This window comes from Bordetella genomosp. 13, assembly GCF_007679965.1.
GTDB lineage: Bacteria > Pseudomonadota > Gammaproteobacteria > Burkholderiales > Burkholderiaceae_B > Bordetella.
Window position 1 is genome coordinate 34,414 of sequence record NZ_VEHL01000013.1, and the last position, 15,822, is coordinate 50,235.

The following is a 15,822-nucleotide window of genomic DNA, read 5'->3' on the forward strand; positions in this document are numbered from 1 at the left end:
CGTTTGCTGACATGGACCGCGTCGGACAGTACAGTCGCGTTTCTTCCGCAAACAGCGTCCACGTTCGGCACCGTATATGGCGCACGGGGCGCGGCCTCTTACAGCCAATCCACGACCAGCACGATGGCTATTCCAATTAGGGGAGACTGTAGGGTAACGATGGAAGTCGATGATGCCGATATCATCCGGGGGCACTCGTTCCAGGGCGACAAGCTCGGTTGCAAGCAATACATCAGATCGCTGAAGCGAAATGTGCTTGCCCCGTTGAAACGGCAAGCCGCCGCTGCTGCTGCAGCCAAGCGCGCGGAAGAGTCGGATGCAGCCACTTCGGCCAAAAGCGCCGAAGCCTCGGAACCGGATGAAGACTGAACGCTGCAACGGAAAACCGCTTAGACAAACAAAAACGGCCTGAAGGATGACCTTCAGACCGTTTCAAGTGCTGCTGTACTGCTTGTTCTGGCGCGCCCGAAGAGATTCGAACTCCTGACCCCTTGGTTCGTAGCCAAGTACTCTATCCAGCTGAGCTACGGGCGCTGAGAGGTGAGACTATAGCACGGTTTTCAAAACCGTGCGCAAGTCTTTTCCTACGGCAGGGTCGGATAGTCCGTGTAGCCGTGCTCGCCGCCGCCGTAGTACGTGTTGCGGTCGCCCTCGTTCAGCGGGGCATTCTCGCGCAGGCGGCGCACCAGATCCGGGTTGGCGATGAACGGACGGCCGAAGGCCACCAGATCGGCCTCGCCGCTTTCCACCTTCTGGTCGGCCAGCTCGCGGTCATAGCCGTTGTTGGTCATCCACGCGCCCTTGCCGCCAGCCGCGCGGTAAGCGGCCTTCAGCGCGGCATAGTCGAACGGCGTGGTGCCCTGCTGGTGATTGCGCGGGCCGCCCGTGGCGCCTTCGATGATGTGCACGTACGACAGGTCGTACTTGGCCAGCTTCTGCACCACGTACGTGAACAGCGGCTGCGGCTGGTCGTCGCTGGCATCGTTGGCCGGCGTGACCGGCGAGATGCGGATGCCGACGCGGCGCGCGCCGATCTCGGCCGTGATGGCGTCCATCACTTCCACCAGCAGGCGGGCGCGGTTCTCGATCGAGCCGCCGTACGCGTCCGTGCGCGTGTTGCTGCCCGAACGCAGGAACTGGTCGAGCAGATAGCCGTTGGCCGCATGAACTTCGACGCCGTCGAACCCGGCCTCGATGGCCGCGCGGGCGGCCTTGCGGTAGTCCTCGACGATGCCGGGCAGTTCTTCCAGGCCCAGCGCGCGCGGCTCGGACGTATCGACCATGCCGCCCTTGCCGTCGGCGTCGATGATGTACGTCTTGGCCTTGGCACGGATGGCCGACGGCGCCACGGGCGCGCCGCCATTGGGCTGCAGCGTGGTGTGCGAGATGCGGCCCACGTGCCACATCTGCACCACGATCTTGCCGCCAGCCTTGTGCACGGCTTCCGTCACGCGCTTCCAGCCCGCGATCTGCTCGTCGGAGTACAGGCCGGGCACGTCGGCGTAGCCCTGGCCCTGGTGCGAGATGGCGGTGGCCTCGGTGATCAGCAGGCCGGCGGAGGCGCGCTGCGCGTAGTACGTGGCGGTGATGGGCAGCGGCACGGCGCGCGGCGAACGGTTGCGCGTCAAGGGAGCCATGACGACGCGGTTGGCCAGTTGCAGGTCACCGGCGGTCGTCGGTTCGAATAGCGTGGGCATTGCTTACCTCTTGGGAAGATGGGGATGGCGTGGGAGGAGTCCCGCGCCTCTTTGAAGTCGTTGGATCAGATATCTCGGCCCAGTTGCGCGAGGAAGGCCGCGATGACGGCCTCGTCGCGCTGGTAGAAGACCCACTGGCCTACTCGCCGGGTTGTGACCAGGCCGGCGCGGTGGAGGATGGCCAGGTGGGTGGAGACGGTGGATTGGGACAGGCCGCAGCGCTCGAACATGCTGGCGCAGACGCCGAGTTCCAACGGGTGTTGTTGGTCGGCGAAGTGCTGGGCGGGGTCTTTCAGCCAGGAGAGCATCTCGCGGCGGACGGGGTGCGCGAGGGCTTTGAGGATGGGGTCGGGGGTGGGAGGGGGAGCGGAATTCATACCAACATATTGCGTTTTATCGAATCATATATCGTCAATAAACGATATACAAGTGTATAGATCAGCCCAACAAAGGACTGCTTACGACCCAAGGCGGAATTAGCTGGTCTGCAAAAGCAGTCGTTCAACGTTCGATCTAAGCGAGCCTGGCGCCCAGCCGTTGGCGCTCCGCTTAAGCGAGGTGTTAGACGTCACCTTTCTTCGCTTCGCCCGCAGACTGGTCAGTGATGAACAGCGTTTTCAGCTCGCCTTCTACAAACTGATGCGGTTTCCAGCCTGAAATTAGTTTCTCACATAGAAATGAGTCAACGGCACTAATCGCGACACCGCCAAGAGTTCCCCACGGGGCTGTTCCGAATGCCTCCGCCGCTAACCCAAGACCCGTGAAGACGGCCCAGCGAGCAGACTTGCCGGGCAATTTTTCCGCCCAGGTGTTCTTGACTACCGCTTGATAGTAAGTTCGAACCAGTTCAGCATCGACTGGTTGCTGCTGCAACCAGTGCCGAAACTTGTCTGCCGAATCAAGTAGCTTTACTACCTGCGCGAACGAGATTCTTCCGGAATTGACAGCTTCACGAATTGTTCGTGCATCGTTCATTGTTAAATCAACGAAATTACCTATCTCGCGTTCACTCTGGGTTCGGCGTTGAACAACAGCCTCGATAGCGGTAGATTGAACCACACGCTCGATAGGAGCGACTGCAACCTCGGTATTCAGTTTAGCGGCGTAGTATGTTGCTTCATATGCACCCTGCATAAGCGCTAGGAGATACGCCTCTGTGAGCGTTGAATGCTCTGGGGGAACGGTCTTATGGTAGATCGCATTGATTTCGGCAAAGTCAAGGTTCGTATCCACAATGAAGCCCTGATTCTGCTGCTCAATACGAAATCGAAGTGGCTCGCCAGTCGTGTAGCCGGGGACTGCCAGCGAGAGAAGGGAACTTACAGAACGTTCTGTTGCGTGATGATCCAAGAGCGAAGCAAGCACGGCCTTTTGGTCGAAGCCTTCGTGATCGAGCGGTTGAAGCAGCCGAGTGAACTGACTTGATCCAACTCGAGCTTGTCCCGTATTGCCTGCTGCGGCGCGGAACGTCTCCGGACCAACTTTCTCGATTGTGTGCTGCGGAGACGAGAAAAAGATCAGGTCGTGCAGGTTCCGACCGGTAGTGGTGTGCGTACTAGAAACCCCTGCCTGATCGGCCAAATAGTGGAATTCGAGTCTCCTGTCTCTTAGTAGTCCTAAAACTACATAGGGTGGAATGCCAGTCAGAAGCGCCTTCAGAGTTCCTGAATTTCCAACAATAGAGACGCGTCCGTAAAAGAGGAGTGCCTCTGCAATTGCTCCGATGTCAAGTAGTGGCCCCGGACCGACGGTGTTTTTGAACGTGATCGAGTCAAACATGGTTAGATAATGCTACTAGAGACGTGCTCTGAAGGTTGGTGATGTCTAATGATTAGTTAAGCTAAGGCGCAGTCTACTGAGTTTTGACGATGGAGATCATCCCCCTAAAGGGGATTCAGTGACCGCTTTCGGGATAGGTTGGTAATGTCTGCTCCTGGCCGATAGCTGCCGTTACCACTGAGCTACCAACATAAGCCTCCACAGTCGGGGCGAACTTTCGCGCTACTTTTCCGCCATAGGTTCGTTAAGGCGAACTCTGGCTGAACGCCTCCCAGTTCACCCCACCCCCTATAGACCGCAGCGGCGAACTTTATTGTTCCTGTTCACGAAACCGCGGGCGTCCATGTCGCCCTTCCGCCAGAAACAAGCGCTGCGGGAACTAGCCCTTCACGTCCCCGCCCGCCCTCTATCGACCCCGCAACGGATCCAGCAAGGGCTTGAGACCGTTGTGATCCAGCTCATGCATCAACGCCAGCAACTGCCCCAACTTGCCTTCCGGAAATCCATTACGGCAGAACCACGTCAAATAGTGCCCAGGAAGATCCGCCAACAGGCGATCCTTGTACTTGCCGTACGGCATGGTCCAGGTAACCAGGAGTTCCAGATCCTCGGGCTTCATGGCGTGGTAACGCAGGCAATGGGCGTAGCTTTCATGCCGCGGATCATACAGGGCCAACGGAAAGCGTCGCATCGCCCTTCAGCCATCAGGCACGATGCGCGGCTCCCCGCATCCTCTCAGAACCGCCCCCGCACAGAGACGATGGCCGCCCTCGGATCACCATAGAAATTCAAGAACCCGCCATAGCCGACGTTGCGCAGATAGGTACGATCGAACAGGTTGGTCACCAGCAGCGACGCGTCCCAATTGGCATTGATCCGATAACCAACCCTGGCCGAGAAAATCGCATAGCCTCCGCCGTGCTTCACCCCGCCCTGCCGCGCAGAACTGGTGTAGATGTCGCTCTGCGCGTTCATGCCGCCGCCCACGCTCCACCCGTACAGGGCACCGTCGAAGTCCTCGGGGCTGAAGCTGTAGTTCGTCCACAGTTTGAACATCTGTTGGGGAATCAGGTCGGCATTGAATCGCGCGCCGACGTTGTCGGGGTTGGAGTCGCTGAGGTACTTGGCGCGCGTGTAGGTATAGCCCGCAGAGATGTCCCAGTTCGGCGTGATCTTGCCGACCAGTTCCAGGTCGATGCCGTCGCTCTGCACCTGGCCGGCCGAGCGATAGCACGCGCCCGTGCTGGATCCGCCGCAACCCACGTGGTCTCCATCGACCATCGAGCGGTTCTTGTCGCGAATACGGTAAAGGGCCACATTGAAGAACAGCCGGTCTTCAAGCAGTTGAACTTTCGCACCCACCTCGGTCTGCCAGCCGACGCGAGGATCGAGAACATTGCCCTGGTAATCCTCCTGCGTCTGCGGCACGAAGGTGTCCGCATAGCTGGCGTACAGCGTGACGCGATCGCTCACGTCCCACAGCAGGCCGCCATAGGGAGTGAACTCCTTGCTCGCCTTGCCCGCGCCGCGCACCCAGTCCGTGTTGGTGGCGGCCACGGTGCGGCTCTTGCTTCGATAACTGGTCCAGCGGCCACCCAGGACGAGCTTCAATGGGTCCGCCAGCGCGATCTGCGCGGACGTGTATAAGCCCGATTGCTCCGTGACGGTCTGGCGGCGCGAGGTCACGTTGCGATTGACGAGGGCGCTGTAGTCGTGGTCGTTGAAAACGTCCCAGTTCCTGGCCGTAAACGACGTGGATCCCAACAGGTTGTCCGATCGCGATAGGTTGTACCCGACCGTCAGCTTGTGCCGCAGGCCAAGGGCGCTGATTGGCCCTGTGACGTTGAAGTCGGCACTGTCCCACTTCGTCTGCTTCTGGTAGTACCCGTACGCGCTGGACGTGTCCGCGCGTCCGGTCACGACATCCACGGGTGCCGTCGTGACGATGCCCAGATAATCGCCATCCAGCTCGCGATAACCGTAGGCCGCCCGCGCGGTCCAGTCATTGGCGAAACGGTGGGTCAGGTCGGCCGAGGTCTCCTTGATGCGGTAGACGGAATCCTGATCCGAACCCATGAACGTACGGCGCGAGGGCAGGCTGCCGTCGCTCAGCAGGGGCAGGCCCCAGAAGGTGTTCGTCGTCCACTTGGAATACGTGCCCGACACGCCCAGCGTGGTGTGCGGCGTCAGGTCGTATTCGACGATGCCATAGGCGACCTCGTCGCGGCTCCTGGCATCGTCGTAGAACTTGTCCTCGTCGTGCCGGACCAGCACGGTGCGGGCACGCAGGGAGCCGTCCTGATTCAACGGCGTGTTGAGATCGATCTCGCCACGGCGACGATTGTTCGAGCCCGTAGACAGTAGGCCGGAACCCCCTAATTCGGCATAGGGACGCTTGCGCACGAAATTGACGGTGCCGCCCGGTTCACCGCTGCCCGTCAACAGACCCGAAGGACCGCGCAGCACTTCGACGCGGTCGAACAGCGCCATGTCGGTAAACGGATTGTTGGTCATGCCGACCACGGGCACGCCGTCGGTCTGCGCATTGGCCGCGTAGCCGCGCACCATGATGGACTCGGTCCGGTCATAGCCGGTGGTACTGACGCCCGTCACCTGGTTCAGCGCCGCTGCCGCGGTGGTCAGGTTCTGGTCGTCCATCTGCTGGCGGGTCAGTACCGAGACCGATTGCGGGATGTCGCGCACCGAGGTGGCGCCCTTGAACATGGAGACAGCCGGGGAAGCATAGGAGGCGACCCCATCCGTCGTCACGAGATTTCCGCTGCCGATCACGCTGACCGGCGCCAGCTCTACCGCGCCCCCGGGATTGCCGGGCCGTGGCACCACGGAATAGCCACCGTTGGATTGCGCGACAGCCTCGAGGCCGGTACCGGCCAGCACGGCGGCCAGCGCATCCTTGGCGGCATATCGGCCATTGACGCCAGCGCTATGTTTGCCGGCAATGTCCTCGGCTGAATACGAGATCATCAATCCGCTGGCCTGGCCGAAAGCGCTCAGCACGGCTTGCAAACTGCCCGCCGCGACGGCGTAGACCCGTGTCTGCTGCGCCGACGCGTCCTGCGCCTGGGCGCCACGCGGAGCCAGGGACAGCAGCGTGGCCGGCAGGATAAAAAATGCCGCCAAGTACAGGGCGGCGGTGCGCGCTCGCGCGCGATGCATGAATTGACCCATCAGGCTTGCCTTCCAACGAAACAGAGTGATTTGCCTGGTATGTCACCCAGCTCGTAAAAAACCCCTCAACTTCAGGGGCAGCGCAGCCAAAAACTTTGTAACGCCGAAATTGGCCTAGGTCGCAGCCTGCACCGTCACCCAGTAGCGGGTACGGCTTCGCACGCTTACGGGCAGCGTCTTGCGCAGCATGTCCAGCACGCGCTCCGTGTCGTCCACGGGGAAGATGCCGGATACCGCAAGTTCGGCGACCGCGGCGTCGCAACCGAGGTACCCGCTGCGATACCGCGCAAGCTCGGCGACGAACTCGCCCAGCGGCATTCGATGGACGACCAGCATTCCGTTGGACCAGGCACCAGCCGCGGGGTCGGCCTGCATGCTGTCCAGTAGTTGCCACCGGTCGAAGCGCGCCTGCCGGCCCGCGTCCACCACGAAGGATTCGGCCTGTGCCTCGGCGGGCTGGACCTCGACCGCGCCATGCAGGACGCTGAGCAGGCACTCGTCCTCGCGCTGTCGAACGGTAAAGCGCGTACCCAGGGCACGCAGACGGCCTTGGGCCGTCTCGACCAGGAATGGCCGCATGGCCGAGGACGCTCCCCGGTCCTGGCCGGTGGTAACCAGCATCTCGCCGCGCACCATGTGCAGCAGGCGGCGCTGCTCGTCGAAGCGGATATTGACGGCGCTGTCGGTATTGAGCACGACTTCCCCGCCATCGGCCAGGGCGATGCGGCGGCGCTCGCCAATGGCAGTGCGATAGTCGGCCCGCCACGCCTGCCAGCCAGTGCTGCCCTGCAGCGCCCAGACACCTGCCGCGGACACCGCGCCGCCCGCGAGCATGCGCAGCGCGCGACGGCGACCTGCGCTCATGGCAGCGTCCGGCTGCACGAGCGTCGAGTGGGCGATGGCCGGGTTGACCTGCCGCAGGCACACGCCCATCTCTTGCACGTGAGCCCAGGCCCGAGCGTGCGCGCTGTCGGCCTCCAGCCAGGCGCGCCACTGCTCGCGGGTCTGCTGCGTCGCCTGCGGCGCATCCAATGCGATAAGCCAGCGCACCGCCGCCTTGCTGACCGCAACGGGGATGGGGGCACCGTGCACACGGGGCATCATCGGGATGTTGGCGGGTGTCTCCATCGCGATCAACCGAAGCAGACTTGATGGACCGCGCGTTCGAGATAGCGCTGCACGGTGGCCACCGACACGTCAAGTGCCTGAGCGATCTCCACCTGCGTCATGCCTTCGACCTGATGCATCAGGAAAGCCTTGCGCGCCGCCATCTTCAGCTGCGACAGACGCCTGTCGATCTCGAACAGGGTTTCGAGCAGCAAGGCGCGCGTCTCGGGGCTGGGCACCTCGGGTTCGGGCAGCAGGGCCAGCGCGGCGAGATAGGCTTCCTCGACCTTGCGCCGCCGATAGAAGTTGGCGACCACGCGCTTGGCGATGGTGGTGAGCAGTGCGCGAGGCTCCCGGATGCTCAGGGGCTCTTCGTTGGCCAGCAATTTCACGAACGTGTCCTGAGCCAGATCCGCGGCGTCGAAACTGTTGCCCATGCGGCCGCGCAGCCAGCCATGCAGCCAGCCGTGGTGCGCGTTGTATAGCGCTTCGATTTCGAGTGTGGAACGTTGATCGTGCACAGTCGACAGCCCTGCTCAGGTATCAAACAGTAATGAGAAACAGTGCTAATTATGCATCAACGTGATGGTTCGTGTTCGGGGCGCCTTTCTGGCTGGCTACGGAAGCAGGTCGGGCGTGGGGGCCTCCTAGGTGGACGCGGGAAGCGGCCTCCGCGCCTGACCTCTTCGGGCTCTCCGGTGAGCGACGCAATTCGGAAGGGGAGGCAGTGCCGACAGCTATGGTCGACGGCCGCCAAGCCAATACGCGGATATTGAGCGGCCATACGTATACTCGATCACCGCCCTCTCCGCAGCGAGCCTACCAATACCGTGGCAGACAATCAGTCAGCTTATGAGGCCCGACTTTGCCAGTTGGTCCAGACATCCGACTATTTGATGGCCGCGTTGCGAGCGGTGCATTCACTCGGCCTGTCCTCTTGGTGCATAGGCGCCGGGGTCATTCGCACAATGGTTTGGGACGCGCTGCATGGATTCGCGGAGCCAACCAAGGTGGGCGACGTGGATGTCGCTTACTTCGATGCAGGCGCAGCGTCGAAGCTGGATGGTGAATTGCAAGCGCGGCTGTCCATCCTGCTTCCCGGCGTTTGCTGGGAAGTCACGAATCAAGCCAACGTGCATGAGTGGCTTGTCGACGCATCGGGAAAGCCCGTACCGCCATTGACATCGTTGCAAGATGGCGTGGGGACATGGCCCGAGTATGCAACCTGCGTCGGGGTGTACTTGGATGAGCAAGGCTTCGTGAACTTGATTGCACCGCACGGGTTGGATGATCTGTTCGAACTGCGCGTTCGACACAACCCTCGCCGTGCCAGTGCGAGCACGTTTGCCAGGCGGATTCAAGCGAAGCAGTTTGGCGCACGATGGCCGGGGGTGACGATTTGCATGCCGTAGCAAGTCAGGCGGTAGGTGACGTCTACTTCTTCGATAGGCTGCTGTCGGCCAAAAGCAGTCCGTCGGTAGCGCCCCAGTATTCTCGGGATAGCTGGCGTTCGCGGCCATAAACAATCTGCCTCAGCCATTCGGTGTCCAGCGTAGCTTTCCACGCAGGAGTATCGCTGGCTCAGCCCAACTGCTATCGTGCAGCATGGCCACCACTCGCACCATTGGACCCCTGCACTTCGAAGACCTAGATCCGAAGAGATTCGAAGACCTTGTGCGACAGATGGCCTACGAGTTCAAGCCATGGCGGCGACTCGAGGCCACTGGGCGTTCAGGCAGCGACGATGGGTTCGATGCTCGAGGCTACGAAATCGTCGCTAGTGACGCTCAGCCCTCTGCTTCACCGGAAGAAGGCGAAACGGTCGAGGAGCCATCGACTCTTAACGAGGGCAACGATGACAGGCTCTGGCTCATTCAGTGCAAACGTGAGCGGGCAATTGGGCCTAAGGCGTTGGTCAAGTACTTGGAAGACACCGTGCTAGGCCCGGATGAGAAGCTGCACGGACTTGTGTTCACGGCGGCCTGCGATTTCTCAAAAACGGCCCGCGACCACTTCGCGAAGAAGTGCCGTGAGATGAACTTGGAGGAGTGGCATCTGTGGGGCAAGGCTGAGCTCGAGGATAGGCTCTTCCGCCCCGAGAACGATCACCTTCTGTTTGCCTACTTCGGCTTTTCACTTTCCATCCGTCGGCGCTCCCAACGAGCCGACCTGCGGGCCCGCCTAACAATGAAGAGGAAGGCGAACCGCATGCTGAAAGACCAGTCCCACGCGTCGATATTGCTGCGCTCCCCCGATGCCACGGACTACCCGGACCCGGGCGACCTCGTTCACTTCAAGAAGAATCCGTTGTGGATGGTGTGGCCGTACCGCGGTATGTCGCACGATGGGCTCAAGTTCTGCGTGCAGCGCTACTTCGCGTACCTCTCTGACGACGGCAAATCATGGGACGCGGCGATGGCTATAAATGATGCGAGAGGCCGTGCACACGATGACCCTTGGTTGGGCGAAGACCTGCACTATGAGAAACGGCAGCCCATCTATGAGTTCTGGGACAAGATTCCGGAGGCAAACAAGGCATGGCTCGAAGTCGTCGGTATCTTGCCGTTTGAGGACATCTTAGATATTGACGACCTCGGCGACGAATACGTGCGAACTCCGCACGTCTACGCTCCGTTTGCTCCCGGGAGGCACGGTCCTTTCAAAGGGTATATCGCCGAGGTTGAGACCATTGGTCAGTGGGGGCGACGATCTTTCTATGCCCAAACGATGACGGACGGCCGCGTCGAGTACTTCCCTGAAGAGTTCCGCGAACTCGATGACGACAGTAAATGAGCAAGGGCACCGACGTGGGTCATGTTGCGAGTGCAGTTGTTCGTCGCAGGCTACTATCGGCCACAAGCGGCAGGTCATGGCTGACTGCTTCACGGCAACGACGTGTCGAGCAGACTGCATCTGCCGATGAGGAGCGTCAGTGTCGGCCAAGCTCTCGCATACGTCTGGATCCGTCGAAATGGAAGCATCAGTGAATACAGCAGATGTCGATCCAACCTGATTGCGCCGTAACACTGGCGACGTAGACGAATCCTGCACGGTGCTATGCGGATGGCAGATCTGAGTTGGCTTGGCGGGTGAAGCGAGTGGCCGCTGCGGGTCGATTGCAGTCAGTCGTACCACCTACCCTCAGCTTACGTTTATACATCTCGTATTAACTCCGCAGGCTGGGCAGGCACCAGCTCACATATGCGCGCGTCCCATTAGCCTCTACTTCAAGACCGCCCTATCGTCGACCCTGAGTATTAGCATCCTCATGTTTGGCTAGGCGTCTCGTCACCTCCGGTCTGATTTATGCGCCATGCCAAAAAAACCTTCCTCGCCTGCCTCTGTCCTCGCGAGAAGAAATGGCAGTTAGACAGGCTGCTACCCGCCGCAGGCGACGTCGCACTATTCGGCTGGAACATCGGCCCGCAGATCGACGGCGGCATGCCGCCGACTGTCGGTGCCCACCTTGCCGAAGCATTGACGTCTGTCGCTCGCGTCACTTTCCAACGAGCGGCGCCAGCGCGCACAGCATCAACCGACTGGGCCACTGAAGACGGTACGGAAGTACGGACGTTGCCTCACAAGAGCCTGGCGAACCTCGCCAGGAGAATCCTAGGCCGCCCTCAACGCGGAATCAACATGGTGTCGACTCGCCATGCCGACTGGGCGGCAACGCTGTTTCACGAAGGCGAATGGTCTTGGGATCTCCAGGGCCAGTTCGTGTTGTTATCAAAGCCCGATGCTCCACCGCCCGACATCGATCGCAGCAAACTGCTGTCCATTTACTACGATGACGGCGATTGGGCGGAACACTTACCTGACCTACGAGCGATGGGCGTCGTTGGCGTGCTCCGCCCCGGCGTAGATGGTGACGTGTTCGGCGTGCTGTTCCTCGCATCCGATTTCAAAGAGGCGCTACTGCAAGCCCTCGAACGCCAGGCGCAGCGGGCCGGCTACACCTGGCTGCAACTATCGGAAGACGAGTTCACAGAAGCACTTTCGCGGCCTGTTGCTATTCCAGGCGGCGTGCACGGATAACTCCCCCTGTCAAAACCCACCCCGTACGTCCATCAAGCACCCGGTCACATACGACGCAGCCGGCGATGCCAGCCATAGCACCGCTTCCGCCACCTCTTCCGCCGTCCCCATCCGCCCCATCGGGATCGCCTTGACCATCGCCGCCAACGCCTCCGGCGCGCGTTGCGCATGGATCTCTGTGTCGATCACCCCCGGCCGCACGGCATTCACGCGTATGCCTTCGCCCGCGAGCTCCTTCGCCAATCCCACCGTCATCGTATCCATCGCGCCCTTGGATGCCGCGTAGTGCACCCAGGTCCCCGGCGCGCCCATCACCGATGCGCCCGATGACACGTTGACGATCACCCCGCCCTCGCCGCCCTGCCGCGTGGACATCCGCCGAACCGCCTCGCGCGCGGCGATGAAAGCCCCGAACACGTTTACCTGCAGTACCTGCGCCAACGCATCGCCGCGCAGGTCGGCAAGGCGCGACACGCCGCCCGTCAGCCCGGCGTTGTTGACCAGCACCGCCACCTTGCCCAATGCATCGATGCGTTGGAACGCGTCGCACACGGCCGCCTCATCGCCCACGTCGGCCTGGATGGCCCAGGCCTGCCGACCGGCGACGGCTTCGATCTCCTTCACCAGGCGTTCAGCGGCCTCGGCGTCCTGCCGGTAAAGTATGACCACCGGATACGTCCGCGCGGCCATTCGCGCGATCTGCGCGCCAATGCCGCGGCTGCCGCCGGTGATGACGAAAAGGCCTTGCTGCCGAGTGGATGCTGCGGATACTTCAGACATGATGAACTCCGTATGCGGGCATGACGCCACGCGTTATCCTTGCCGCGCGCGCGCCACGCGATGCGATGCGACGATGCGACAACGAAACAAAGCGGCGACGCATCGAAGCAATGAAGCACCGCAGCACCCCAGCGCCGCCACGACAAGGCCAATGAAAAAACACAAAAGGAGACGCCCATGGACATCAACAAACTGGACCTGAATCTCCTGAAAATCTTCGACTCCGTCTATCGCCTGAGAAACCTCACCGAGGTAGCCAAGGAGGTCAATCTCAGCCAACCCGCGGTCAGCCACGCGCTCGCCCGCCTGCGCGAAGCCCTCTCCGACCGCCTGTTCGTGCGCACGCCCAGCGGCTTCGAGCCCACCGAGCGTTGCGAGCGCCTGGCGCCGCCCGTGCGGGCCGCGCTGGAGACGATCAAGGACTCGCTGATCGACTCGTCGAACTTCCGGCCCGAGGACTGCACGCGGGAGTTCCGCCTGCTGCTGTCCGACGTGGGCGAGATGCTGCTGGCGCCGGCGCTGATGAGCCGGCTGCGCGAAGAAGCCCCGCAAGTGAAGCTGGCCATCTTCCAGGCCCCACGTTCCAGCTATGAGCGCATGCTGCGGGATCGCGAGGTGGACATTGCGGTGGGTCACCTGAACATGCCGCGGCAGACGATGCGCAAGCAGTCGCTGTTCCAGGACGGCTGCGTGGTGCTGCGACGCAAGCAGCGCGGACGCATGAAGCCGCTTACCCGCGAGGTTTTCGAGCAGAGCTATCACGCGATGATCATGCCGCCGGACGATCCGGTGGAAGAGAACCTGGCGGACCTGCACGTGTCGCGCAAGATCATGCTGCGCATCCCCAATTACTTCGCGCTGCCCGAGGTGATCGGCACGTCCGACCTGTTGGCCACGGTGCCCTCGCGCATCGGCCGGCACCTGGGCGGACGGGCCTCGCTGGAGATCCATCCCCTGCCCTTTCCCGGGCCGGTGTTCGACGTGCACATGTACTGGCACACGCGGCATGACGATGATCCGGCGCACACGTGGCTGCGCGGCATTTTCCTGGAGCTGTTCCAGTCGCCTCGCGACGAAACAGCGCAGTAAGAAGCGCCGCTGGAGCGCTGACTTCGCTCCAGCGCTGCCCTCCGGGTCTGGCGCAAGAGTCTCTGCCAGAAGCACCGGCTTCGCATGGCCCTGCCTCCAATCCTACGCGGCGAGAATCTCCGCCAGAGGTACCGGCTTCGCATGCCCCCGCCTCGGTAGGCCGCCGCACCCGCCAGCCTCGCACGGCACAACTTACGACGCAGCCCCGTAAACATCCCCGCCAGACGCTCGACCCTCGACCGCCCCCGCCTCTCCCCCCGCCTTGAACCGCCGCGCCAGCGCCCGCCCCGCGCCCACCAACAAGGACGTATCCACGCCGACGGCCACGAATTGAGCCCCCGCGTCGAGGTAGACGCGCGCCACCGCCGGATCCGCCATCAGCACGCCCGCCGCACGACCGGCGGCGCGAACCCTCCGAATGCCATCCAGAATGGCCTGCCGCACGGCGGGATGGTCGCCCTGCCCCCGATACCCCATCGACGCGGACAAATCCGCCGGCCCGAAGAACACCCCATCCACGCCCGGCACGGCCGCGATGCTATCCAGGTTCTCCATGGCCTGGGTGGTCTCGGCCTGCACCAGCAGGCACATCTGCGCGTCGGCCTGGTTGACGTAGTCCTGCACCTGGTTCCAGCGCGAGGCGCGCGCCAGGGCCGCGCCCATGCCGCGCACGCCCTCAGGCGGATAGCGCATGGCGCGGACCATGCTCTCGGCCTGCTCGGCGGTGTCGATCATGGGGATCAGCAGGGTTTGCGCGCCGACGTCCAGATACTGCTTGACCAGCGCCACGTCGCCGCGCACGGGGCGCACCACGGGGGGCACCGGATACGGGGCGACGGCGCGCAGCTGGTCCAGCACGGTGCGCACGTCGTTGGGCGCGTGCTCGCCGTCCAGCAGCAGCCAGTCGAAGCCGCAGCCGGCCAGCAGCTCGGCGGCGTTGGCGTCGGCCAGGCCCACCCACAGGCCGATGCGCGATTCGCCGGCGCGCAGGGCGTCGCGAAAGGTGTTGCGCGGGATCTGCATCGTCGTCCCCTCAACCCGCCTGGCGCGGGCCGACGTAGCCCTTCTGGCCGGCCTCCGAGCCCAGGTTCAGGATGGGGCCGTCCATGCGCTCCTGCCAGATCAGCGATTCCATGCCGATGTGCAGGGGATGGTCCTGGATGGTCAGTACCTGGGCGCCGTGGCCGTCGTAGTAGTGGGCATGCTCGGACCAGGACGGGCCGGACAGCAGCAGGTCGCCGGCCTTCCAGTGGATCGTCTCGTCGTCGACCACGCTCTTGCCCTGCCCCACGAAGTGGTAGTTGATCGCCACGGAGCTGTGCTTGTGGCCGCGCGTGACGGGCCGGGGCGGCACGCCCTCGGGCACGGAGAACAGCGTTGCGAAGAACGAGTGCGTGGTGCCGTTGCGGCGTTCGGTGGCCGGGTTGTACAGCAGGATGATGTTGCGCTTGCCGTCGTTCAGCTCATGCGAGAGCAGCGGCTGGGCCGCTTCGAAAGGCCAGACCAGCGGCCGGTTCTCGACCACTTCGATGTCGGTCAGGTACTCGTAGCCGCGCAGGCGCGCGCCCTCTTCCGAGATCTGCACATCGGGCGCGTTCTCGCGATTGATGTTGACGTTGACGCCCGCCGTCGAGGCGATGGCCTTGCTTTGCCAGTCGTCCTGCGCGTACGCGGACCAGTGCACGCCCAGCTTGCGCAGCAGCGGCGCGTTGGAATAGACCAGGCGCACCCATGGTTCGTTGCCGGTGTTCCTGCAGCTGTAGGGCTGCATGGACGGGATGGAAGCCACGTCCCATTTGCCCGCCGACAGGGCCTCGTTGCCGACCAGGATGGCGCCCGAGCCCTGGATGCCGAAGTGGATCTGGTTGGAGTTGCGCAGCATGGGGCGCGTCTGTTCGCCCGGCTTGAGCACTTCGATGGTGACGTCCACGCCGGGCGCGAAGCCCTGCGTGCCGTCCACGCATTCGGGGTGGACGATGAGGGCCGCGCGGCGGCCGTCCTCGGGCGCGGGCTCGTCCAGCAGGCGCTGGACCTGCGCCTCGATGGCTTCGCGCGGCACCAGCACGGGCGCCCAATGGGTGACGGGCGCCGGCGCGGCGCCGCTGACGTTCACCATGTGATAGGGGGTTTCGGACATGTGTTT

15 protein-coding genes and 1 tRNA gene are annotated in these 15,822 nt (G+C 62.7%); 5 read left to right on the forward strand and 11 right to left on the reverse strand.

Annotation, left to right across the window (positions count from 1 at the left end; translation table 11 throughout):
- The first annotated feature begins 159 nt into the window (after positions 1–159).
- Positions 160–369 carry a hypothetical protein gene (locus FS845_RS25025; RefSeq protein WP_144640896.1) on the forward strand — a complete coding sequence of 70 codons (210 nt, stop codon included), beginning with the start codon at positions 160–162 and terminating at the stop codon, positions 367–369.
- An 88-nt stretch (positions 370–457) separates the two neighbouring features.
- Here the strand turns inward: FS845_RS25025 and FS845_RS25030 are convergent.
- From FS845_RS25030 to FS845_RS25065, 8 genes are all read right to left on the reverse strand, one after another.
- Positions 458–534: transfer RNA gene (locus tag FS845_RS25030), tRNA-Arg, on the reverse strand.
- A gap of 50 nt (positions 535–584) precedes the next feature.
- Positions 585–1,697 (reverse strand): alkene reductase, encoded by a 1,113-nt coding sequence (locus tag FS845_RS25035; protein ID WP_144640899.1) that lies wholly within the window; start codon positions 1,695–1,697, stop codon positions 585–587.
- A 65-nt stretch (positions 1,698–1,762) separates the two neighbouring features.
- Positions 1,763–2,074, reverse strand: coding sequence for an ArsR/SmtB family transcription factor (locus FS845_RS25040; RefSeq protein ID WP_144640902.1), 312 nt, complete (start codon positions 2,072–2,074; stop codon positions 1,763–1,765).
- A 184-nt stretch (positions 2,075–2,258) separates the two neighbouring features.
- Positions 2,259–3,476, reverse strand: a complete 1,218-nt coding sequence (locus tag FS845_RS25045; RefSeq protein WP_144640905.1) for a hypothetical protein — start codon at positions 3,474–3,476, stop codon at positions 2,259–2,261.
- A 406-nt stretch (positions 3,477–3,882) separates the two neighbouring features.
- On the reverse strand, positions 3,883–4,095 hold the full coding sequence (locus FS845_RS25050) for a DUF3820 family protein (RefSeq protein WP_144641138.1): 213 nt from the start codon (positions 4,093–4,095) through the stop codon (positions 3,883–3,885).
- A 116-nt stretch (positions 4,096–4,211) separates the two neighbouring features.
- Positions 4,212–6,665 (reverse strand): TonB-dependent siderophore receptor, encoded by a 2,454-nt coding sequence (locus tag FS845_RS25055; RefSeq protein WP_144640908.1) that lies wholly within the window; start codon positions 6,663–6,665, stop codon positions 4,212–4,214.
- A gap of 114 nt (positions 6,666–6,779) precedes the next feature.
- Positions 6,780–7,793: a FecR domain-containing protein gene (locus FS845_RS25060; protein WP_144640911.1), complete on the reverse strand. Its 1,014-nt coding sequence runs from the start codon at positions 7,791–7,793 to the stop codon at positions 6,780–6,782.
- Positions 7,794–7,798: 5 nt separating this feature from the next.
- Positions 7,799–8,293 (reverse strand): sigma-70 family RNA polymerase sigma factor, encoded by a 495-nt coding sequence (locus FS845_RS25065; RefSeq protein ID WP_222130025.1) that lies wholly within the window; start codon positions 8,291–8,293, stop codon positions 7,799–7,801.
- Positions 8,294–8,602: 309 nt separating this feature from the next.
- On the opposite strand from FS845_RS25065, the gene FS845_RS25070 reads away from it, so the two are divergent.
- From FS845_RS25070 to FS845_RS25080, 3 genes are all read left to right on the forward strand, one after another.
- A complete protein-coding gene (locus tag FS845_RS25070; protein WP_260986441.1) occupies positions 8,603–9,184 on the forward strand; it encodes a nucleotidyltransferase family protein in 582 nt (193 codons plus the stop codon).
- A gap of 193 nt (positions 9,185–9,377) precedes the next feature.
- On the forward strand, positions 9,378–10,565 hold the full coding sequence (locus tag FS845_RS25075; protein WP_144640915.1) for a restriction endonuclease: 1,188 nt from the start codon (positions 9,378–9,380) through the stop codon (positions 10,563–10,565).
- A gap of 513 nt (positions 10,566–11,078) precedes the next feature.
- Positions 11,079–11,810: a hypothetical protein gene (locus tag FS845_RS25080; protein ID WP_144640917.1), complete on the forward strand. Its 732-nt coding sequence runs from the start codon at positions 11,079–11,081 to the stop codon at positions 11,808–11,810.
- A 9-nt stretch (positions 11,811–11,819) separates the two neighbouring features.
- Here FS845_RS25080 and FS845_RS25085 read toward each other — a convergent pair whose 3' ends face one another.
- Entirely contained in the window at positions 11,820–12,590 is a 771-nt protein-coding gene (locus FS845_RS25085; protein WP_144640920.1) for an SDR family oxidoreductase, read from the reverse strand.
- Positions 12,591–12,767: 177 nt separating this feature from the next.
- Between FS845_RS25085 and FS845_RS25090 the strand changes: the two genes are divergently transcribed.
- Positions 12,768–13,679 (forward strand): LysR family transcriptional regulator, encoded by a 912-nt coding sequence (locus tag FS845_RS25090; protein WP_144640923.1) that lies wholly within the window; start codon positions 12,768–12,770, stop codon positions 13,677–13,679.
- A gap of 192 nt (positions 13,680–13,871) precedes the next feature.
- Here the strand turns inward: FS845_RS25090 and hpaI are convergent, their stop codons facing one another.
- Entirely contained in the window at positions 13,872–14,702 is an 831-nt protein-coding gene (hpaI, locus tag FS845_RS25095; RefSeq protein ID WP_144640927.1) for a 4-hydroxy-2-oxoheptanedioate aldolase, read from the reverse strand.
- 10 nt (positions 14,703–14,712) lie between these two features.
- A complete protein-coding gene (locus tag FS845_RS25100; RefSeq protein ID WP_222130026.1) occupies positions 14,713–15,816 on the reverse strand; it encodes a hypothetical protein in 1,104 nt (367 codons plus the stop codon).
- Positions 15,817–15,822 lie beyond the last annotated feature (6 nt).

Excerpts from the sequence above, each read along its gene's own strand:
- FS845_RS25025 (WP_144640896.1), top strand. The coding sequence starts at position 160 with ATGGAAGTCGATGATGCCGATATCATCCGGGGGCACTCGTTCCAGGGC.
- FS845_RS25035 (WP_144640899.1), bottom strand. The coding sequence starts at position 1,697 with ATGCCCACGCTATTCGAACCGACGACCGCCGGTGACCTGCAACTGGCC.
- FS845_RS25040 (WP_144640902.1), bottom strand. The coding sequence starts at position 2,074 with ATGAATTCCGCTCCCCCTCCCACCCCCGACCCCATCCTCAAAGCCCTC.
- FS845_RS25045 (WP_144640905.1), bottom strand. The coding sequence starts at position 3,476 with ATGTTTGACTCGATCACGTTCAAAAACACCGTCGGTCCGGGGCCACTA.
- FS845_RS25050 (WP_144641138.1), bottom strand. The coding sequence starts at position 4,095 with ATGAAGCCCGAGGATCTGGAACTCCTGGTTACCTGGACCATGCCGTAC.
- FS845_RS25055 (WP_144640908.1), bottom strand. The coding sequence starts at position 6,665 with ATGGGTCAATTCATGCATCGCGCGCGAGCGCGCACCGCCGCCCTGTAC.
- FS845_RS25060 (WP_144640911.1), bottom strand. The coding sequence starts at position 7,793 with ATGGAGACACCCGCCAACATCCCGATGATGCCCCGTGTGCACGGTGCC.
- FS845_RS25075 (WP_144640915.1), top strand. The coding sequence starts at position 9,378 with ATGGCCACCACTCGCACCATTGGACCCCTGCACTTCGAAGACCTAGAT.
- FS845_RS25080 (WP_144640917.1), top strand. The coding sequence starts at position 11,079 with ATGCGCCATGCCAAAAAAACCTTCCTCGCCTGCCTCTGTCCTCGCGAG.
- FS845_RS25085 (WP_144640920.1), bottom strand. The coding sequence starts at position 12,590 with ATGTCTGAAGTATCCGCAGCATCCACTCGGCAGCAAGGCCTTTTCGTC.
- FS845_RS25090 (WP_144640923.1), top strand. The coding sequence starts at position 12,768 with ATGGACATCAACAAACTGGACCTGAATCTCCTGAAAATCTTCGACTCC.
- hpaI (WP_144640927.1), bottom strand. The coding sequence starts at position 14,702 with ATGCAGATCCCGCGCAACACCTTTCGCGACGCCCTGCGCGCCGGCGAA.
- FS845_RS25100 (WP_222130026.1), bottom strand. The coding sequence starts at position 15,816 with ATGTCCGAAACCCCCTATCACATGGTGAACGTCAGCGGCGCCGCGCCG.